A 19573-nucleotide genomic window follows, 5' to 3' on the forward strand; every position below is an offset into this window, starting at 1 on the left:
TCTAGAACCGAGACGACGACCCGGCGCCGGAGAAGCTGCCACCGCCGGCGCCGTAGCCGGACGAGGAACCGCTCGATGACGAGGAGCGAGAGGACTCCACCGAGCTGGTGCCCGAGGTGTAGCCGTGGCTAAACGCGATAGCAGTCCAGTACGGATTCACCCCGCCCGAGTAGGACGAGTCCAGAATGGTGAGGCGCCGGCGCCGCTGTGACTGCGCTTTCTCCATCTCTTCATCCATGTCAGAGCGCTCCGACGAGGTCTTGGTGAAGTCCGCAGCGGCCACGTCGTAATAGGTTTTCAGTTGCTCCGACAGGCGGGACTGGATGTCGTCCAGCCGGTCTAGCGCCTCGGTTGGGCTGATCGTTTCCTCGGTCACACCACCGCTGATCTCCTCGAGTTCGGCCTGCGCGGTCCGCTGGAATTCGCCAAGAGTGACGGCCTGGCTCTTCAGAGCCGAGGAATCAAAGAGTTTTGAGTCGGTGTACTCGCTCAGTGCGTTCAGGTCCTCGCGCACCGGCTCCGTCTGACGCATCCAGGCCCGTTCCCAGCCCGACTGGCGGTTGAGGAACGTGTTCGTGTCGACGATGACGTCGTCCATCATGTTCAGGAGCGACGCCGTCTCGTCGGCGTCCTTGGCCCGCTGGCGCACCCCGGCCTCCCCCAGCTGTTCTGGGGTCAGCTCCGAGAGCGCGTCGATCTCGTCATGCAGCTTCAGATAGTCATCATGGAACACGCGGAACCGCTCCAGGATCCGCGCACCGTAGGGAGTGTCTTCGGGGATGGTCGACGCCGAAAGCTCGGTGGCTTCCATATCCATGGTCACCTGTGCGTAGTGCTCCTGAGCGGAGACGATCAGATCGCGCGTCTTGCGTCGTCTGTGGGTGCGGGCGCCGAACACACCCGCCGCACCGCCGAGCACGAGAGTCCCGGCGCCACCTGCTGCGACCCACAGGCCCGGAGCCGCCAGCGTCGGGCGGTTGACGAGCTCCGAGGCCCGCTCCGAAGCATCCACCATCGCATCCGACCAGCGGGCCTCACGGGCGGCGTCGAACCCGGATTCCTGGATGTCCTCCTGCATGTCCATCGACACTTTGCGGTCTTCGCCGAAGTACGAGCCGATGTGCCGTCCTTCGGGATCGATGCCGATGATCACCACGCCGTCAGCCCATTTCTGTCCATCGTCCGAGATCAGCTCCGGATGGTTATCGCGCATATAGGCCAGCACACGCTCGTTGAAGTTATCCGAGGCCGCGCCGCGCTCGGTGAAGAGCACCAACCGGGTGGGCTCGTAGAAGTTCACATCCGACAGCCCTTGAGCGACCGTGGGCTCGTGTAGAACCCCGGCCGTGTCAACATAGCTGACCCCAGCGGTCTGGGTATCGATGGTTCCCGAGTCGCTGGCGTCTTGAATGCTCTCGACCTGCAGCTCGCCGCCGCCATCACCGCCGAAGAGAGAGGGGGCCGCCGCAGCCATCCAGACTCCGCCGATGCCGATTCCCGCCGCGAGCACGCCGGCAATGATGGCCTTGCGGTAGGACAGCGGGGCCGCCTTGTTTGACCGAATCGACGTCGAGGCCGGTGAAGCCTCCACCGGTGCTGAGTGCGGATCGGATGTCATCGGGGCTCCTTCAGTCTCGCCTGCCATACAGACGTCGTCGTTGTCTGAGATTGAGCCTAGAAGATTGTCGACCAGCCCGCTTCCCCCGCGAGTAGGATCATCTCACCCAAGAAATCATCCATAGAACGGACCCACACAGGATGAAACGGGCTCCCTCCCCCTGTAATGTGGGCGACGTGGGAATCCCCCTTCCCACTGGTGGGCTACAGGTCGCAGAGCGAAACTCTGGGGCCCACCCCTGGTGGGGGCTTCGACGAACGAGCAAGGACAGTGGATGAGCTACTCCCCGCACCCGTACCAGAATCAGGCCGCGCGCTCCGGCATGCAGTACAACACCCCGCCGAAGAGCTTCGTTGCGGCGATTCTGCTGTCGTTCTTCCTCGGCAACCTGGGCATCGACCGCATGTACCTCGGCCATGTCGGCCTCGGCATCGCCAAGCTGCTGCTGAACTGGTTGACCTTCGGTCTCTGGTGGCTGATCGACTTCATCATCATCGCGTGCAAGGGCACCGAAGCCCTGCGCCGCATCAACTGGGTGTAGTCCCCGCACCGCTCGCCTCAGCTCGGCTGGACTCGAGCCTCATTCGTGGAGGCTCGGGAAATCCTGTTCCCCCAGCTCCTGGAGCCGGTGGCTGATTCCTTCGGCGGCGTGGAGCAGCGGCTCCTGGTAGCGCTCCAATTCGGGGTCCAGTCGGTAGTTGACCAGACCCACTGCGGCGTGCGCCACTCCGTCCACCAGCACCGGGGCCGCGATCGAGGACGATCCGAGCACGTACTCCTGCGCGCTGGTGGCATAGCCTCGGCGCCGGATCTCCTCCAGCCCACGGTCCAAACGCTGTGGATCAACCTCGGTATGGGGAGTGAAGGGCTGTAGTGGCTGGGAAAGAATCTGTTCCTGGACCGAGGATTCGCTGAAGGCCAGGATGACTTTGCCGAGGCCCGTGGCATGCAAAGGAATGCGTGCACCGATGCGGCTCTGCAAGGGGACAGATTCCTCATGGGTCAGTTTCTCGATGTAGAGTGCGGTCAGATCATCGGGAATCGCGAACTGCACCGTCTGCCGGGTCTTGTACTGCAGGTTGAGCAAAAACGGCAGCGCGGTCTCTCGGAGCCGACCGTGCAGGGGGGTCAGCAATCCCATCTCCCAGAGGCGCATGCCGAGGCGATATCGCCCCTCCGGGGATCGCTCAACGAATCCTCCGGCCCCCAGCTCGCCCAAGAGCCTGAAGGTCGTGGCGACCGGCAAGCCGGTGCTCCGCGACACTTCGCTGATGGTCATGGAGGGAGCTGAGACGCTGAATTGGCTCAGAATCAGCAGGGCCCGGGCCACGACTGTCTTAGGCAAACCTGGCGAGGCTGACAAGAATGGCATCAGGTCCGCCTTTCGTTCAGGAGCGCAGACACGCTTCGTGCTGTCATCTGCAAGATAGCGATCCGAAACTCGTCCTGTCGAGAGGACGCTTCGGCAGAGCGGTGGTATCGGAGGGACATCGACATCGGCGGCCGGTTCTGCACATCCAGTGGAACCGCGTACTCTACGGCATCTCCGGATTCCAGGATGACGTAGCGCCGATCGCGTGAGGCCTCGATTCTCTGTTCCAGCGTCTGCAGGCTGCGTTGGGTCAGCCTGAGCCGTCGCCGCGACTCGGCGGAGAGCTGGCCTGCCACCGCGATGCCACCGGCGGTGCCCTCCAAGGAGCACATCTCCCCCAGCCCATTCTGCGCCGACATGGACGCCACCAGGATCTCGTCAACACACATCGCGGCTCCATCGAAGTAGCTGTACACCCGCACATCGGAATTCGTCCGAGAGCTCAGGGGCATCAGCAATAGGCGAGCCCCATAGCCGATGACGTCATGGCTCTGGGAGAGGATCCCCATACGCCACATCAGCGGGCCGATGCTGTAGGCGCCCTCGTTGTTCCGCACGACTGCGCCCATCCCCTCCAGCTTGTGGAGCAGCCGATGGACGGTCGCGACCGGAAGGCTGGTCCGTCGCGAGATGGCTGACAGCGTCAAGGTCCGGTGCTGAGCGTCGAATGCCAACAGGACGGTGAAGACGCGCTCAGCCACAGATTTGGAGCCAACTGTCTCCAGCGTGGATCGACTGGCAGCGCCTGCCGAAGGCTCTCGTGACGTGCTCATACTGCCCCTGCCTCTCGGTGTCCCCTCAGAATAGTTTTCCACTCTTTGAAAAACAAGCTGGTGATGCAGATCACATTTTCTTAGGCTCGTGGTTGTCTTCATCTCTTAGGTCGCGGTCTGTTGATCACACAGCCGCAGGCCACCATCTCCGACCCGAAGGACTCATCATGACTCAGGCAGATATGAGCCAGGACACGCGCCCTGCCACCGAGAAAAGCTTCCCGAATCCCTATGAGATCGCCACGCCACCGGGGGCTGAAGGCTGGGAGGAGATGTATTCCTACCACAACCGATTCCTCGAGACCCGACGGGCCGAGGATTCGCAGAAGACCTGGTTCCGCAACTCCCTACACTTCCCCGAAGTCTCATACCCCTTCGACCACGCCCTCATCGATGGATCGTTCACGGGCACCGGAGTGACCAACACCCGCGTCTTCGCCCTGCCGCCGGCGCTGGGTCTAGATGTGAGAGTCATCAACGGCTACACCTACATGTCCACGCTTCCCGCTCCGGACGAGGAGACCCAGGCCCGCCGCGCCGAAGAATTCTCCCAGCGTGCTGGGTACTACTTCCAGAACTGGGACACCCTCTACAAGGAATGGGAATCCCGGGTGACCGCAGCCATCCGGGCGGTCGTGGACATCGAGGTTCCGGAACTCAGCGAGTTTGAGCCCATTGAAAAGGTGCTCGAAGACCGCGGCCCCACCCAGGGCAACCTCTTCTTGGCCGGCTATCACCGGCTGGTGGAAGCGGGCGACCAGATCTGGACGCTGCATTCGGAATTCCTGAACCTCGGTTACGCCGCATACCTGCAGTTCCTGACGCTGTGCAAGGACCATTTCCCGGAGATCGACGACCAGACGGTCTCCCGGATGGTCTCCGGAATCGACGTGCTACTGTTCCGTCCCGACGACGAACTGCGCAATCTCGCCCGCCTCGCAGAAGAGCTCGGCGTCTCCGACGCCATCAAGTCCGCCACTTCCGAGGAGGAACTGAACACGGCGCTCGAGCCGGAAGAAGCAGGCCGCACGTGGCTGGCCGCACTGGAAGAAGCCAAAGACCCGTGGTTCAACTTCTCCTACGGATCCGGTATGTATCACTCCCACCGAAGCTGGATTGATGACATGTCGCTACCCATCCGGGCCATCGGCGACTATATCGACCAGCTGCGAGCCGGCGACGACCTCACCCGCCCCCTGGACCGGCTACAGGCCGAGCGCGACGAGATCGTGGATCGGTACCGTGAGCTGCTCGACGAGGACGACCGTCCCGTCTTCGACGAAGCCCTGGGGCTGGCCCGCACCGTCTTCCCCTACGTGGAGAACCACAACTTCTACGTCGAGCACTGGTTCTTGACCGGTTTCTGGAACAAGGTCCGCGAATTCAGTGCAAAATTCGTTGAATGGGGCTTCTGGGATGATGTCGAGGACATTTTCTTCCTCCGTCGCGCCGAGGTCGAAGAGGCCGTCTATGACTTGCAGATGGCCTGGGGCGCCGGCGGCACCGCACAGGGCGGCTACTACTGGCCGGCCATCATCCAGCGACGCCGCGAGATCTACCAGGCGCTCGACGCCTGGACGCCTCCGCCGGCGCTGGGCCCCGTTCCGGGGGATGTCAGCGAACCTCTGACGATCATGCTCTGGGGCATCACCCCGGAAACCGTCGATCGCTGGCTCAAGGCGCAGGACGGCGGCTCGTCCTCGACCGTCTTGGAGGGGTTCGCCGGGTCTCCTGGCGTGACCGAAGGACGGGCGCGCGTCGTGCTGCGCCCGGACGAGCTCGACACCGTGCAAGACGGCGAGATCCTCGTCGCCCCGGTGACGAGCCCGAGCTGGACCCCGGTCTTCGGCCGCATCCGTGGAGCGGTCTCCGACATCGGCGGCATCATGTGCCACGCCGCCATTGTGTCCCGCGAGTACGAGCTGCCCGCCGTGGTCGGCGTCGGCTTCGGCACATCCAATATCAAGACCGGCCAGCTGATCCGCGTCGATGGCGATGCTGGCACCGTCACGATCTTGGAGGAACAGAAGTGATGTCACGATACGTCTGCCCCTTCGCTGAGCTGGGCGCGGGAGACCGAGAATCCGTGGGCGGCAAGTGCGCCAGCCTGGGAGAAATGGTCAACGCCGGCTTGCCCGTCCCGGACGGCTTCGCCGTGACCGTGGAAGCGTTCGAAGACTTCCGTGACGCGTCCGATCTCAGGACCGAGCTGCAGACCCTGGTCCAGAGCATGCAGGAGGCCCGTCCACAGCAGCTGCAGCAGGCGCATGAGCAGGCCGTGGAGTTGATCCTGCACCGGCCCCTGCCCGAGGAGATGGAACGACAGATCTCAGAGGCCTACACCACGTTGGTCCAGAACACGGCGCAACGTCGCGGCCTGTCCGAGGCCGATGCCGTGAAGATTCCCGTGGCCGTCAGATCATCCGCCACCGATGAGGACGGGGACGCCGCGTCCTTCGCCGGGCAGCAGGAAACGTTCTTGTGGGTCAGCGGTGCTGACGCGGTGCTGGAGAAGATCCGGGAATGCTGGGCCAGTCTGTACACGCCGCAGGCCATCTCCTACCGCGCCTCCATGGACGCCACGGAGGGAGCTTTGGCCTCGCGGATCTCCGTGGCCGTCCAGCTCATGGCCGATGCCGACGTCGCCGGCGTGACCTTCACCGTTAGCCCGACCACCGGTGACCGTTCCGTGATTGCCATCAATGCCAGCTACGGGCTCGGGCAGTCCGTCGTGTCGGGGGAAGTCACCCCGGACGAGTACTGGATCTCAAAGATCGGCCCGACGATCAAGGAATCCAGAATCGCGGACAAAGCCCAGGAGTACGTTCCCAACAGCGACGGGACCGGAATCGAATTGCGCGACGTCGACGCCGAACGCCGTTCGCAGGCCTGCCTCTCGGACGACGAGGTGATTCAGCTCGCGGAGATCGCCGTCGCCGTAGAAAAGCATTACGGGACGCCACAGGATATCGAATGGGCCTTGGAGCGCAACGCGGACGGAACGAACAACGTCATGCTGCTGCAGTCTCGCCCGGAGACGAATTGGAAGAAGCGCAAGGACGAACAGGCCACCCGCAAGAAGGAACCGAACGCGACGACCGGACTCATCTCCTACGTCTCATCTGCATCGAAGGGAGCCTGATCATGGCCGAGATCACCACACCGACCTGGGACGAGCTGGTGAAGCTGGTCGCGGAGCTCGACGGATCGAACTTTGAGAACGTCTCGATCGACTACGGCGAGGTGTCCCTGCGGATGTCCCGGGATGAGCTTCAGCCCGATGCACCGGCACGGAATCGGGCGGAGACACCGACACCCGCGCCAGCGGATCCTGCTCCGGTCCCGACCTCCAACGCCGCGGCCGCCGCCCCGTCCGCTCACGACACCGAGACGGCCTCGGCTGCTTCCGAGGGAACGGCCGTCTCTTCACCGATGGTGGGGGTCTTCTACCGTTCCCCCTCCCCTGACGCGCCGCCCTTCGTGACGGAAGGCGACCGGGTCGAGGCGGACTCGACGGTCGGCATCATCGAGGTCATGAAGCTGATGAACCCCGTTCAGGCGGGTGTCGCCGGTGTGGTGTCATCCTTCGCGGCGGCCGACGCGCAGGCGGTCGAATACGGCCAGGATCTGCTGCACATCATCCCGGAGACGTCATGAGCCAGCCGCAGAAAGCGCCCACTGTTCTGGTGGCCAATCGCGGTGAGATCGCCGTCCGCATCATCGAGGCGGCCCACCGCATCGGCGCTCGGGCGGTGCTGGCCGTCAGCGAGGCCGACCGCGATTCGGTCGGGGCCCAGCTGGCGGACGAAACCGTCGTCATCGGCCCGCCTCAGGCCGCCCAGTCCTATCTACGGCCTGAATTCGTGGCACAGGCGGCCCTGCAGTCCGGCGCCGACGTGGTCCATCCCGGCTACGGGTTCCTCAGCGAACAGCCCGAGCTGACCGAGATGCTGGAGGCCGAGGGCATCGCCTTCGCAGGGCCGCGGGCCGAGACGCTGCGTGCCGTCGGGGACAAATCCAGTGCCCGCCAGGTCGCCATCGCCGCCGGTGTGCCGGTCGCCGCCGCCGAGCCGGTGCTCGATCCACACGATGCCGCCCAGCTCCGCTCCCTCGGCGACGCCGTGGGCTACCCGTTGCTGGTCAAAGCGGTCTACGGGGGCGGCGGTCGCGGCATCCGGCTGGCACCCGACCCCGAAACTCTCGTGCAGCTGGCTCCGCAGGCCGCCGCGGAAGCCGTCGCCGCCTTCGGCAACGGCGACCTCTACGTCGAGCGCTACTACGGGGCCGCCCGGCACGTGGAGGTCCAGGTCTTCGGCGACGGCGACGGCGGGGTGCGGATCTTCGGCGACCGAGACTGCTCGGTGCAGCGTCGCCACCAGAAGCTCATCGAGGAGTGCCCGGCACCCGGGCTCTCGGAAGACCGCCGTCGAGTGTTGCATGACTCGTCTCGGGCCCTGGTGCGCGAGTTGCGCTATCGCGGCGCAGGGACCGTTGAGTTCATGGTGGACACGCAGTCAGAGGACATCATCTTCCTTGAGGTCAACGCTCGCATCCAGGTGGAGCATCCCGTCACGGAAGAGGCTTTCGGCATTGATCTGGTGGCCGCCCAGCTGCGTTTGGCGCTGGGGCTCGACCCACAGTTGCCGGAGATGTCGGCCATCCCGGCGGCGACCGCCATCGAGGTCCGCATCAACGCCGAGGACCCCGACCTGGATTTCCGTCCAGCGCCGGGACGGATTGCCTCGGTGTCCTGGCCCCGAGGTCCCGGGATCCGTGTGGATACGCTTCTGCGGGATGACTACACGTTCCTGCCGTACTACGACAGCCTGATGGCGAAAATGATCGTGAGAGCCCATGACCGCTCCGCCGCCGTCGACGCCTTGCTCTCCGCCGTTCGACGCACCCGCATCGAGGGGGTGGCCACCACGCTGCCAGTGCACGAGCAGGTGCTGGATCACCCCGATTTCCGGGCCGGAGCTGTGCCCACCACCTGGTTCGGCCCGTTCTGGGACGAGCACGCCCCGGCCACCTCAGACTCCCGAAAGGCTGTCCGATGACCACCACCGACCCCGTACCCGTGCGGAAGCCCATCCGATTCGTCGACACCTCCCTGCGCGACGGAAACCAGTCGCTGTGGGGCGCCACCGGCCTGACGACCGGCATGGTCGAAGCCCTCGGCCCTGATCTGGCCGACGTCGGGTTCGAGGCGATCGATTTCACCAGCTCCACCAACCTGCTCATGGGTGCCAAAACCCACCGGGAAGATCCATGGGAGCGGATATCGCGCATGCACGCTGCCACCGGGGACCTGCGGCTGTCGGCGATCACCACCGGCATGCGCTTCATGTCCTGGGAACGGGCCTCGGAGACCGTGATGCGGTTGGCGCTGCGGCTGATGGCCCGCCACGGGCTGTCCAGGATCCAGATCGCGGACCCGATGAATGACTCCGACGCCGTCACCACCGTCGCCCGGTGGGCGAAAGAGGAAGGGTTTGCCCAGGTCGTGGCGGCCACCACCTTCACCGAGTCCCCGGTGCATACCGACGCCAGCTACGTCCAGGCTGCCCGTCAGTTCACCGCCGATGCGCACATCGACGCCGTCTATCTCAAAGACCCCGGAGGGCTGTTGACCCGGGACCGCGTGGCCAGCCTGGTGCCGGCGCTGCGCGAGGTCGTCACCGGCAAGCCTCTGGAACTGCACGGACACTGCACCACCGGCGAAGCTCCGCAGAACTATGTCCTGGCCGCCGAGCTCGGGGTGGACGCCCTGCACACCGGAATCGGGTTCCTGTCTAACGGCACCGCCCAGCCGGGTCTGGTCTCCGTGTTGGATAACCTGGAGGCTGCCGGGATCCCCCACGACGTCGACCGGGACGCGCTAAGCCGCGTCACGGCCATCATCGAGCGCATCGCTTCCTCTCAGGGGCTGCCCGCTGGCGAGGTGATGCCTTACGATCTGGCCCCGCACATCCACCAGGTGCCGGGTGGGATGATGGGCACGCTCAAGCGCCAGCTCCAGGAGCTGAAGATGGAGTCGGTGCTGCCGGCGGTCATTGCGGAATCGGGCCGAGTGCGGGCCGATCTCGGCTACCCCATCATGGTGACCCCCTTCAGCCAGTTTGTCGGCAGCCAGGCGCTGATGAACGTGCTGTCCGTCCAAGGCGGACAGGAGCGCTACAGTCGAATCCCGGACGAGGTCGTCCGCTTCGTTCTCGGACACTTCGGCACCCCGGCGGGCGAGATCGACCCGGCCGTGCGAGAAAAGGTCGAGTCCCTGTCCCGGGCCAAGGAGCTGCACTTCGAGCCGGCCCACAGCGGCACACTCGAGGAGATTCGAGACGAGCAGAGCCGCAAGGCCGGGCGTGATCTGGCGGATGAGGAGCTGCTGTTGCGCCTAGTGATGGCGCCGAATGTTCTGGAGTCCGTCCGGTCAGCCGGACCGGCACCGACGTGGAGCAGCGCAGCTACCGCTGGCCGGGTCGACTCCCTGGAGGGTTTCATTCGGGCGGTCAACACCCTGCCGCGTTGGAAGTCCTTGCATGTACGCCGCGGGAGCCAGGAGGTGCGCCTCCGGCGGACATCCCCGACCACGCCCACCCGCCACGAATCCGGAAGGTGACGCCGTCATGACCACGCCCCTGAACACACCGCCCAGCTCGTCAGCGATCACGCAGGATCTGGCCGATCGGATCTCCCGCGCACATGGCGTCATGTTTGATATCGACGGCTGCCTGTTGCTGGCCGACCAGCCCGGTGGTTACGGCGGTACCCTGCTGCCCGGAGCCGCGCAGGCACTGAAGGCCGTGGGCGCCACCAGACGCCGGTTCGTGTGCTTCACCAACGGGTCATTCCAGACGCCATCCGCGATCGCCGGGACCCTGCGGGAACTCGGGCTCGAGGTCACCGATGAACAGGTGATGACCCCGGCCGTCGTCGCGGCCGAAACCATCGCCCGGCGCTACCCGGGCGGACGCGTGCTCGCGTTCGGCGGCCCCGGGGTCATCGAGACGTTCACCACCCACGGGGTGGAGCTGGTCGCCGTTGAGGAGGCAATCGCCGGTCGAGCCGGTGACGTCGCCGCCGTCGTGATCGGCTGGGACACCGAGTTCGGCCGGTCCAAGATCGTGGCCGCGGCCGAGGCCGTCCTGGCCGGCGCCACGCTGTACGCCACCTCCGACGCTCCCACGTTCGCTTCCCACCACCGGCTGAACGTCGGCGTCTCCGGTTTCATCGCCGCCGGCCTCTCCCACGTCACCGGTCACCCCTACCGGGTGCTCGGCAAGCCCTCCGCGGAAGCCTTCGAGGCGATCTGCGCCCGCACCGGTGCCACCGCGGAAGAACTGTTGATCGTCGGAGACGACCTGCAGCTGGAAACCTCGATGGCGGTTCGACACGGTGCAACCGCGGTGCTGATGACGACCGGGACGCACTCGCGCCAGGAGGCCGAACATGCCAATCCCGAACGGCGGCCCGATCTGATCCTGGACTCACTTGACGAACTCGCCCACCTGTTGCGCGCTGGTACAACACCCAGCCGGACGGAGAACTCATGAGCACCACCGATACGTCACAGCCCCCGATGACGTGGAGCCCCTCAGCAGAGCAGATTGACGAGGCCCGCCTGACGGATTTCATGCGGTGGGTCGAAACCCACCGCGGAGTCGCCCTCTCGGACTACCGCGAGGTGTGGTCCTGGTCGGTGTCGGAGCTGTCTGACTTCTGGGACTCGGTGCGACAGTACTTCCAGATCATCGGTGATGGTTTCGACGGTCCCGCTCTGGCCGATGAAACGATGCCCGGGGCCACCTGGTACCCCGGTGCGACCCTGAACTTCGCCGAAAACGTCCTGCGCCACGCGAATGATCCCGAGCTGGTCCATGTGCCCGCCATCGTCGACATCGACGAGCAGGACACCCGCCACGATATCACCTGGGGCCAGCTCGCCGGCCGCGTCGGGGCCCTGTCGCAGCAGCTGCGGTCTCTCGGCGTCCGCCCGGGTGACCGTGTGGCGGCCGTGTTGCCGAACATCCCGGAAGCGATCATCGGCCTGCTTGCAGCGGCCTCCATCGGAGCGGTGTGGACGATCAACTCGCCCGATTTGTCCGCCCAGGCCACCCTGGACCGATTAGCGCAGCTGGAGCCGACGGTCCTCATTGCCGCCGACGGGTACCAATTCAACGGCAAGGATTTCGAACGGCTCGAGCATCTTGCGGACGTCCGTGCGGGACTGCCAAGCGTCAAACACACCATCGTGGTCAACAAACTCAACTTAGAATTATCTGCTGACGATCTCGGCTACGAAGTCCTGGATTTTGCTGGGCTCACGGCGTCCCCCGTCGACCCTGAGTTTCTCCGCGTGCCATTCAGCCATCCGCTGTGGATCTTGTTCTCCTCCGGTACCACCGGGGCGCCCAAGGGCATCGTGCACAGCCACGGCGGCATGGCGCTGGAGGCCTCGAAGGGGTGCGGACTCAATCAGGACATGGGCCCCGGCGACCTCTACTACGTCGTCGCGAACACGTCGTGGATGGTGTGGAATACCCTCGTCAACAACCTCATGGTCGGCGCATCTGTCGTCACGTACGCGGGTTCTCCGACCTATCAGCGCAAGGACCGACAGTTCCACATCCTCGCTCACACGGGAGCCACCATGTTCGCCACCGGTGCCGCCTACCTGAGTCTGGTGCAGAAGGCCGGAGTGTATCCCGGACAGCAGTGGGATCTGTCTCGGCTTCGAGCCATTCTCTCCACCGGTTCGCCCCTGCCCGAATCGACCTGGAAGTGGGTGCACGATGAGGTGAAGTCCGACGTGCATCTGGGATCAGATACCGGCGGCACGGACATCTGCTCGGGATTCATCGGTTCCAATCCGCTGGAGCCGGTTCGACTCGGATACCTCCAAGGGCCTCTGCTCGGTGTAGCGGTCGAAGCACGGAGCGAGGCCGGAGATCCGGTGATCAACGAGGTGGGCGACCTGGTTGTCACGCGCCCCATGCCCTCCATGCCTGTGTCCTTCTGGGGTGACGCGGACGGGTCCCGCTACCGTAGCTCCTACTTCGACAAATTCCCCGGAGATTGGACTCAAGGTGACTGGATCACCGAAACCGACTGGGGCGGATTCGTCGTGCATGGCCGCTCCGACGCAACGCTCAACCGACAGGGTGTCCGGTTGGGCAGCGCCGACATCTACAACGCCGTCCAACACGTCCAGGAGGTCGCAGACTCACTGGTGATTGGCGTCGAGGAGTCGGACGGCGGATATTACATGCCGCTGTTCGTGGTGCTGAAAGAGGGGGCGACTCTTTCGGAGGAGCTGATCACGCGGATCGCCACCACCATCAGGTCTCATACCAGCGCTCGGCATGTGCCCGACACGGTCCTGGAGGCGCCAGCTATTCCCGTTACCCATGCGGGCAAGAAGATCGAGGTACCGATCAAGCGGCTGTTCTTGGGCCACCGCCCGGAGGACGTGATTAACGCGAGTTCCCTGTCCAACCCAGAAGCCCTCGACTGGTTCATCCGCCAAGCCCGGCAACCTCGAGATTGATGACTCCCCACGCTGAAGAGGACACCCTATGACACCTGAGATTTCGGAGGAGATCGCCACACGCATGGCCGTGGACCCGCAAGCCCACGCGGAGGACCCACGTGCGATGGCCTTTGAAACGGAATTCCCCGTCCGGCCCATACCTGCCCGCGGTCCGGTTGCCACGGGACCGATTTCTCTGACTCCCGCCACTGGTGATGACCGGCTGTGGAGAGCTATCGAGCCGGAGCTGCGAGCACGGGCCAACGACATTCACCTGCCCATCTCCGCGGCCTATGCCGCCCGATTGTGCGATGCCTACCCGCAGGCCGACCGCGAGCTCGTCATGGTGGCGATCATCCTCCATGACACCGGATGGGCTCATGTGGACCAGTCACGGGTGATCTCCGAAGGTTTCAGGTCCGGGGGCGACTGGAGGAAGCAGCTCATTCGCTTCGAGCACGAAGTCGAAGGATGCAAAGTCGCCCGCCGCGTCCTGCCCAGCCTGGGATATGATCAGGCGTTCGTCGAGCGCGTCTGCACGATCATCGACGGACATGACACTCGCCTCGTTGCCTATTCCCTCGAGGACGCGCTGGTCAGGGACGCCGACCGGCTCTGGCGCTTCGACGGACCCGGGATCGCGTTATCCACTCAATGGACGGGATTGGACGTCACGACGTACCTGGATGACGTGGAACGCCGGTTCGTGCCCGAATTGATCACTGAGGCAGCGGTGCAGATGGCCCGCCAAGACTTGGATCGCCATCAAGCACTTCTGCGAACGCGCCTGAGCTAGGCCCTGTTACGAAAGTCGCTGGACTGCCGGTGGATCACGTAGATGATAATGATGCCCCTTCGACTCCTCACCATCGGATCATTGATTCAGGCACCTGGTCCGAAGACGCCTGCTGATCGCCACTCCGACAGTGATGACACCGAAGACAAGCGCCCCGAACGCGATGAACACTCCCAGGATGAAGAGAACACCGAGGATGAAGTCCATGCGGGCAGGCCTGTCCGTTGATGGGGCAAGTGAATAACTCCAGTCTAACGGTCACGATGGGCAGGTCAGTCATTGTGATGGCACGCCGAGATAAAGCACCCCGTTCCGTGGTGCCTCATCGTCAAGTCCCCGGGAAATGATTCCTCGTGCCTCATGGAAAAGTCCCCGCGAAACGGTGTTGTGGTTAGGCGCTACGGGCTCGGCGTTGATCGATCTTGATCCATTCCGCGTCGGGCATGGCCGCAGCGGCCGCGTATTCCAGTTCGCGTTCTAGCCGTCGGGTGGGTTCTTTCGCGTTCTCGATCAATCGGTGCTGGATCGAGGTGATCTTACGAGCGATCTCAACGACGTTTAGTGAGGCTTTATACGCGGCGAGCTCGGCTTCTTGGGCCGGGCTAAGCACTCCAGCGGCTAAGAGCCGGTGATACGGCGATAAGGGCTTGTCGTAGACCCGTTTCCGGCGGCCAACCGCATCAGTGGTGTATCCGATGGGTTTCTTCGTGGGGGTGTAGTAATTCAGCCGGTCACACACCAATGGCCATAACTGATTCAACAGCTCACGTTGATGAGGGGTGTCGTACCGGTAGTAGAACCCGTACCGGCGCACGAGATGGTTGTTCTTCGACTTGAACCGTCCCTGGTTCTGTGCCGCTTCTATGCGGGGAGCGGCACAGAACCAGGGACGGTTCAAAGCGTCGACAACGTCGTTTAGGTAACCTGACCCAGATTGAATACGAACTAGTTCACCACAAAGCCGTCGCCTGGCGGCATCAACCCCGGGGTCAACTCAACCTTCAGCAGTCTCTTCATCGACGGCGTGGAGTCCACCCGCGCGCTCCGGGCAAGCCCGCGAGTTGGCGTGCGAATGTCTGACCACGCCACGGCGGGCGGGAAAATCCAGGTGGCTCATCTGGATCAGAAGGAACTGATCGATCTGTTCCCAGTGGGTTTGAAACCACTCACCTCGCATACCGAAACTGATCTGCAGGCGTTATTCAAAGAGCTCAAACGATGCCGGGACCGAGGCTATGCCCTTTCTCGCGAAGAGAGCACCGAAGGCATCTCAGCGATAAGCGTTCCCATACAGAACTCCCACCAGCGAACGGTGGCCGCACTCAGCGTGGTGGCTCCGTCTTCCCGGCTACCTCACACCAGATTTAACCCAATGATCCGCATGCTCGCTGAGGTCGCAGCTACCGTGCGCTCAAGTATCTAATCGCCACATCGTTCGGCGTTCGGCCGAATACCTCCGAGACTATGACGGTCCTAAAGGAGCGGCCGCAACGACAGCCAAAAAGCAGGAACGACCGCCATCTGTACTACCTCGCGTTTGCCGCGGCCAGTAGAACACCCGCCCCGGCGGACCCCGGACAGCAGAAGCCCCAGACCACTGATGCGATCCGGGGCTTCATTTCGCCTGGTAGCGGTGGCGGGACTCGATCCCGCGACCTCACGATTATGAGTCGTGCGCTCTAACCAGCTGAGCTACACCGCCACGAAATGAAATGCCCGCGCGGGATGCGCGCGGGCTCTTCATTTCAGAGCCCCGACCGGGAATCGATCCCGGGACCTCAGTCTTACCAAGACTGCGCTCTACCACTGAGCTATCGGGGCAACGAAGAAAGACTTTACCAGCGATTCACACGGATGTGAAATTGAGAACGGGCCCGTGATGGTGACCTCTCTCACGCCAGGATGGAGCGGTGCTCATCCAGGTCAATCTTCAGTTTTTTCGCGCCCTCAGACGCGAAGATCAGTACCGCGAATCACGGCTCTTGCGGTCGGAGGAGGACCAGCGATCCTTCTTCTTCCGGCCCTCGCCATATCCCCCGCGAGCGTCGTCGCGAGAGTCTCCGCGGCGGTCGTCTCGCCGGTTGTTGTCGGAGCCGCCCTTGAAGCCGCCACGGCCGCCTTTGTAGCCGCCCTTGGTGTAGCCGCCGCGGCCACCGCGATCATCGCGATCGTCACCGCCACGCTCGGCGCGGGTGGGGCGTCCGGAGTCCAGGCGCAGCTGCAACGGACGACCGTTGATGGTGGCGTGCTGGAGTGCCTCGCGCTGTTGGGCGCTCAGGTTTGCAGGCAGTTCCACCAGGGAGTGGGTCGGGCGAATGTCGATGCCACCGATCTGGCGGGCGCTAATGCCGGCTTCGTTGGCGATGGCGCCCACGATGTTGCCCGGCTGCACGCGGTCCTTGCGACCCACGGCGATCCAGTAGGTGGCGTTCCCTTCAGAAGGGCCACGGCTGGGTCCGCGGGAGCCACGACCGTCACGATCGTTGCGGTCGTTCTTGCCGGCGCCACCGCGCATGGGAGGCAGATCCGGCTCTTCAGCCAGCAGCGACTTGCCGCCCTGGGCGATCTTGGCCAGCGCGGCAGCCACATCGGCGGCGGGCACGTCGTGCTCGTCCACGTAGCGGTCCACGAGGTCGCGGAACACCGACAGCGATCCCTCCTCACTCTGAGCCAGGGTGCTGGTGATCTCCTCGGCGAACCGGGAGAGCCGGGAGGTGTTCACGTCGTCGACGCTGGGCAGCTGGATCTGCTCGACCGTCTGCTTGGTGGTCTTCTCGATGGCGCGCAGCAGGTACTTCTCGCGCGGGGTCATCAGCAACACGGCGTCACCCTTGCGCCCGGCGCGGCCGGTACGGCCAATGCGGTGCACGTAGGAGGCGACGTCGTGAGGGATGTCGTAGTTGATGACGTGGCTGATGCGCTCGACGTCGAGACCGCGGGCCGCCACGTCGGTGGCCACGAGGATGTCGACGGCACCGGAGCGCAGGTTCTCCACGGTCTTCTCGCGCAGGTTCTGCGGGATGTCACCGGAGATCGCAGCCGCGCGGAATCCGCGGGCGTTGAGCTTGGCGGTGAGCTCCTCCGTGGAGTTGCGGGTGCGGACGAAGGCGATCACGCCGTCGTGGTCTTCGGTCTCCAGGATGCGGGTCATCGCCTCGAGCTTCCACGGGCCGGTGACCTGCAGGTAGCGCTGGCGGATGTTGGTGGCCGGGGTGGACTGTGCGGAGACGCGCACCTCGGCGGCATTGTTGAGGTAGTTACCGGTGATGCGGCGGATCGCCGAGGGCATGGTGGCGGAGAACAGCGCGGTCTGCTTGCCCTCGGGAGTGGCGGAGAGGATCTTGTCGACCTCTTCGGCAAAGCCCATGCGCAGCATCTCGTCCGCCTCGTCGAGCACCAGGTAGTCAAGCGCGGAGAGGTCCAGGGAGCCCTTCTCAATGTGGTCGATCACACGGCCAGGGGTACCGATGACCACGGGGGCGCCGCGGCGCAGGCCGGCCAGCTGAGGGCCGTAGGGGGCGCCACCGTAGACGGGCACCACGGAGATGTTGTCGAGGTGCTTGGCGTAGGAGGTGAAGGCCTCGGCAACCTGCAGGGCGAGTTCGCGGGTGGGCGCCAGCACCAGGATGCGCGGCGAGGTTCCGGGGCCGGTGACGTCGATGGTCTCGGCCAGCCGCGACAGGGCGGGCAGCGCGAAGGCGGCCGTCTTGCCGGTGCCGGTCTGGGCCAGACCCACGACGTCGCGTCCGGCGAGCAGCAGCGGGATGGTCTGCTCCTGGATCGGCGAGGGGGTCTCATAGCCGAGATCCTCGAGCGCAGCCAGCACGCGGCCGTCGAGGCCGAGCTCGGTGAACGGCGTCGCCGTATTCTTCGCCGTGTTCTCGGCGGTTTCGACTGCTTCGGTCGATGCGGCTGGTTCGGCGGTTTCGGTGGTGGGGTCAGTGGTGACAGGGGTGTTTTCGGACACGAGTTTTCCTCATCAGGGGTCGCAGCGCACAGCATGTTGGGAGCGTGCTCGGATGGTCATCTACCTGAGGTGATCTTCCGGCGACATCCCTGCGTGCACGGTCCAACATCGTGCTACTTTCACTTCCCTGACGCTGACGCTCAGCGCTTCACAGGCACACCCACGGGACGCAGTTTTTCTGCGGCAAACGGTGTGGGGGATAGACCGGATCTGGTCTCAGTACTCCTCCAGTGTACGTCACATCCGCGCGGACCCCGTACCCGGGGCCCGCGCACGTGAGCAATCACACCTGTTTCAGGGCCCGATCCAGGTCGTCGATGAGGTCGGCGACGTCCTCGATGCCCACGGAGAGACGCACCAGATTGTCCGGCACGGCCAGCTCGGTGCCGGCGACCGAGGCGTGGGTCATCTCGGCCGGGTAGTTCATCAGCGATTCGATGCCGCCCAGGGATTCGGCGAGCTGGAACAGGCGGGTGTGCTCGGCGACGCTGCGCGCGGCAGCCGCTCCCCCGGTGAACTGCACCGAGACCATTCCGCCGAAGCCGGACATCTGACGCGCGGCCAGCTCGTGGTTGGGGTGGTCGGCTAGTCCCGGGTAGAGAACCCGCTCCACGCCGGGCTGGGAGGTCAGCCAGTCGGCGATCTGGGCGGCGTTGGACACGTGGCGATCCATGCGCACCCCCAAGGTCTTCAGCCCGCGGGTGGTCAGGTAGGCGTCCAGCGGGCCGTTCACCGCGCCGGCGGCGAACTGTTGGAACTGCACGGCCTCGGCCAACTGCGGATCCTCCACCACCACAGCTCCTCCGACGACGTCGGAATGGCCGCCGATGTACTTCGTCGTCGAGTGCACCACCACGTCGGCGCCCAGGCTCAGCGGCAACTGCAGGTACGGGGTGGCGAAGGTGTTGTCAACCACCAGCAGGGCGCCGGCGGCGTGGGCCAGCTCGGCGAGGGCGGAATTATCCGAGATCTTCATCATCGGGTTGGAGGGCGTTTCCAGCCACAGGATCTTGGTCTTCTTCGCGGCCAGTGCTTTCTCTACGGCGGCCAGGTCGCCCATGTCGACGACGCTGTGGGTCATCTGCCAGCGCCCCAGGATCTTGTTGATCAGCCGGTAGGTGCCGCCGTAGACGTCGTTGCCCATGACGATGTGGTCGCCGGGCTCGGCCACGCCCATGATGAGTGCGGTTTCGGCGGCCAGACCGGAGGCAAAGGTGAACGCCCGGGCGCTCTCTTTCGAGGATTCCAGAGCCGCCAGCTGGGCCTGCAGCGAGTCCCGGGTGGGGTTGGTGCCGCGGCCGTAGTCGTAGCCCTGGCGCAGCTGGCCGATCTTCTCGGGCGCATAGGTGGTGGAGAGGTGCACGGGCGGAACCACGGCTCCGGTGATCGGTTCGAAGTCTTGCCCGGCGTGGATGGCGCGGGTGTTGAAGCCGGTGGTGGGGGTGTTCTCAGTCATCTCTGCGGTGCCTTTCGTTGCGGCGGTGACGTCGGTCGGGACGGGCGATGGGGAGGCGGGGG

At 64.6% G+C, this 19573-nt stretch carries 16 protein-coding genes and 2 tRNA genes; 10 read left to right on the forward strand and 8 right to left on the reverse strand.

Features of this window, described 5'->3' with window-relative positions; all coding sequences use genetic code 11:
• Position 1: 1 nt before the first annotated feature.
• Positions 2-1618, reverse strand: coding sequence for a DUF5129 domain-containing protein (locus P8192_RS10975; RefSeq protein WP_278157030.1), 1617 nt, complete (start codon positions 1616-1618; stop codon positions 2-4).
• A 274-nt stretch (positions 1619-1892) separates the two neighbouring features.
• On the opposite strand from P8192_RS10975, the gene P8192_RS10980 reads away from it, so the two are divergent.
• Complete coding sequence (locus P8192_RS10980; RefSeq protein WP_278157032.1) at positions 1893-2159, forward strand: TM2 domain-containing protein; 267 nt, start codon at positions 1893-1895, stop codon at positions 2157-2159.
• A 39-nt stretch (positions 2160-2198) separates the two neighbouring features.
• Here the strand turns inward: P8192_RS10980 and P8192_RS10985 are convergent, their stop codons facing one another.
• Together P8192_RS10985 and P8192_RS10990 are read right to left on the reverse strand one after the other, a co-directional pair.
• Positions 2199-2963 carry an IclR family transcriptional regulator gene (locus P8192_RS10985; protein WP_278157034.1) on the reverse strand — a complete coding sequence of 255 codons (765 nt, stop codon included), beginning with the start codon at positions 2961-2963 and terminating at the stop codon, positions 2199-2201.
• A gap of 26 nt (positions 2964-2989) precedes the next feature.
• A complete protein-coding gene (locus tag P8192_RS10990) occupies positions 2990-3763 on the reverse strand; it encodes a helix-turn-helix domain-containing protein (RefSeq protein WP_278157036.1) in 774 nt (257 codons plus the stop codon).
• Between the two features lie 167 nt (positions 3764-3930).
• On the opposite strand from P8192_RS10990, the gene P8192_RS10995 reads away from it, so the two are divergent.
• The 8 genes from P8192_RS10995 to P8192_RS11030 are packed head-to-tail and all read left to right on the forward strand — an operon-like array spanning position 3931 to position 14088.
• Positions 3931-5796, forward strand: a complete 1866-nt coding sequence (locus P8192_RS10995; protein WP_278157038.1) for a PEP-utilizing enzyme — start codon at positions 3931-3933, stop codon at positions 5794-5796.
• On the forward strand, positions 5796-6905 hold the full coding sequence (locus P8192_RS11000) for a PEP/pyruvate-binding domain-containing protein (RefSeq protein ID WP_278157040.1): 1110 nt from the start codon (positions 5796-5798) through the stop codon (positions 6903-6905). The genes P8192_RS10995 and P8192_RS11000 overlap by 1 nt, the downstream gene beginning before the upstream one ends.
• 2 nt (positions 6906-6907) lie before the next feature.
• Positions 6908-7420: an acetyl-CoA carboxylase biotin carboxyl carrier protein gene (accB, locus tag P8192_RS11005; RefSeq protein WP_278157042.1), complete on the forward strand. Its 513-nt coding sequence runs from the start codon at positions 6908-6910 to the stop codon at positions 7418-7420.
• Complete coding sequence (locus tag P8192_RS11010; protein WP_278157045.1) at positions 7417-8820, forward strand: acetyl-CoA carboxylase biotin carboxylase subunit; 1404 nt, start codon at positions 7417-7419, stop codon at positions 8818-8820. Before accB ends, P8192_RS11010 begins: the two co-directional genes overlap by 4 nt.
• Positions 8817-10382, forward strand: a complete 1566-nt coding sequence (locus P8192_RS11015) for a hypothetical protein (protein ID WP_278157047.1) — start codon at positions 8817-8819, stop codon at positions 10380-10382. The genes P8192_RS11010 and P8192_RS11015 overlap by 4 nt, the downstream gene beginning before the upstream one ends.
• A 7-nt stretch (positions 10383-10389) precedes the next feature.
• A complete protein-coding gene (locus P8192_RS11020) occupies positions 10390-11316 on the forward strand; it encodes an HAD-IIA family hydrolase (protein WP_278157048.1) in 927 nt (308 codons plus the stop codon).
• Entirely contained in the window at positions 11313-13310 is a 1998-nt protein-coding gene (locus P8192_RS11025; protein ID WP_278157050.1) for an acetoacetate--CoA ligase, read from the forward strand. The genes P8192_RS11020 and P8192_RS11025 overlap by 4 nt, the downstream gene beginning before the upstream one ends.
• Before the next feature lie 28 nt (positions 13311-13338).
• Positions 13339-14088 (forward strand): HD domain-containing protein, encoded by a 750-nt coding sequence (locus P8192_RS11030; protein ID WP_278157052.1) that lies wholly within the window; start codon positions 13339-13341, stop codon positions 14086-14088.
• Positions 14089-14479: 391 nt separating this feature from the next.
• Here the strand turns inward: P8192_RS11030 and P8192_RS11035 are convergent, their stop codons facing one another.
• Positions 14480-14986, reverse strand: a complete 507-nt coding sequence (locus tag P8192_RS11035; RefSeq protein ID WP_278157054.1) for a hypothetical protein — start codon at positions 14984-14986, stop codon at positions 14480-14482.
• Positions 14987-15103: 117 nt separating this feature from the next.
• On the opposite strand from P8192_RS11035, the gene P8192_RS11040 reads away from it, so the two are divergent.
• The gene (locus P8192_RS11040; protein WP_431521179.1) at positions 15104-15511 is read left to right on the forward strand and encodes an IclR family transcriptional regulator; all 408 of its coding nucleotides are present in this window, start codon (positions 15104-15106) and stop codon (positions 15509-15511) included.
• 202 nt (positions 15512-15713) lie between these two features.
• Here P8192_RS11040 and P8192_RS11045 read toward each other — a convergent pair.
• The 4 genes from P8192_RS11045 to P8192_RS11060 all read right to left on the reverse strand — a co-directional run bounded on the left by P8192_RS11045 (position 15714) and on the right by P8192_RS11060 (position 19511).
• Positions 15714-15790 (reverse strand) — tRNA-Met (locus P8192_RS11045).
• 47 nt (positions 15791-15837) lie between these two features.
• A tRNA-Thr gene (locus P8192_RS11050) sits at positions 15838-15909 on the reverse strand.
• A 139-nt stretch (positions 15910-16048) separates the two neighbouring features.
• Positions 16049-18055: a DEAD/DEAH box helicase gene (locus P8192_RS11055; RefSeq protein WP_278157058.1), complete on the reverse strand. Its 2007-nt coding sequence runs from the start codon at positions 18053-18055 to the stop codon at positions 16049-16051.
• Positions 18056-18338: 283 nt separating this feature from the next.
• Entirely contained in the window at positions 18339-19511 is a 1173-nt protein-coding gene (locus tag P8192_RS11060) for a cystathionine gamma-synthase (RefSeq protein ID WP_278157060.1), read from the reverse strand.
• Positions 19512-19573 lie beyond the last annotated feature (62 nt).

It is taken from the genome of Citricoccus muralis, from assembly GCF_029637705.1.
Lineage (GTDB): Bacteria > Actinomycetota > Actinomycetes > Actinomycetales > Micrococcaceae > CmP2.

Coding starts and splice junctions, on each gene's coding strand:
- P8192_RS10975 (WP_278157030.1), bottom strand. CDS start 1,618: ATGACATCCGATCCGCACTCAGCACCGGTGGAGGCTTCACCGGCCTCG.
- P8192_RS10980 (WP_278157032.1), top strand. CDS start 1,893: ATGAGCTACTCCCCGCACCCGTACCAGAATCAGGCCGCGCGCTCCGGC.
- P8192_RS10990 (WP_278157036.1), bottom strand. CDS start 3,763: ATGAGCACGTCACGAGAGCCTTCGGCAGGCGCTGCCAGTCGATCCACG.
- P8192_RS10995 (WP_278157038.1), top strand. CDS start 3,931: ATGACTCAGGCAGATATGAGCCAGGACACGCGCCCTGCCACCGAGAAA.
- P8192_RS11000 (WP_278157040.1), top strand. CDS start 5,796: ATGTCACGATACGTCTGCCCCTTCGCTGAGCTGGGCGCGGGAGACCGA.
- accB (WP_278157042.1), top strand. CDS start 6,908: ATGGCCGAGATCACCACACCGACCTGGGACGAGCTGGTGAAGCTGGTC.
- P8192_RS11010 (WP_278157045.1), top strand. CDS start 7,417: ATGAGCCAGCCGCAGAAAGCGCCCACTGTTCTGGTGGCCAATCGCGGT.
- P8192_RS11015 (WP_278157047.1), top strand. CDS start 8,817: ATGACCACCACCGACCCCGTACCCGTGCGGAAGCCCATCCGATTCGTC.
- P8192_RS11020 (WP_278157048.1), top strand. CDS start 10,390: ATGACCACGCCCCTGAACACACCGCCCAGCTCGTCAGCGATCACGCAG.
- P8192_RS11025 (WP_278157050.1), top strand. CDS start 11,313: ATGAGCACCACCGATACGTCACAGCCCCCGATGACGTGGAGCCCCTCA.
- P8192_RS11030 (WP_278157052.1), top strand. CDS start 13,339: ATGACACCTGAGATTTCGGAGGAGATCGCCACACGCATGGCCGTGGAC.
- P8192_RS11060 (WP_278157060.1), bottom strand. CDS start 19,511: ATGACTGAGAACACCCCCACCACCGGCTTCAACACCCGCGCCATCCAC.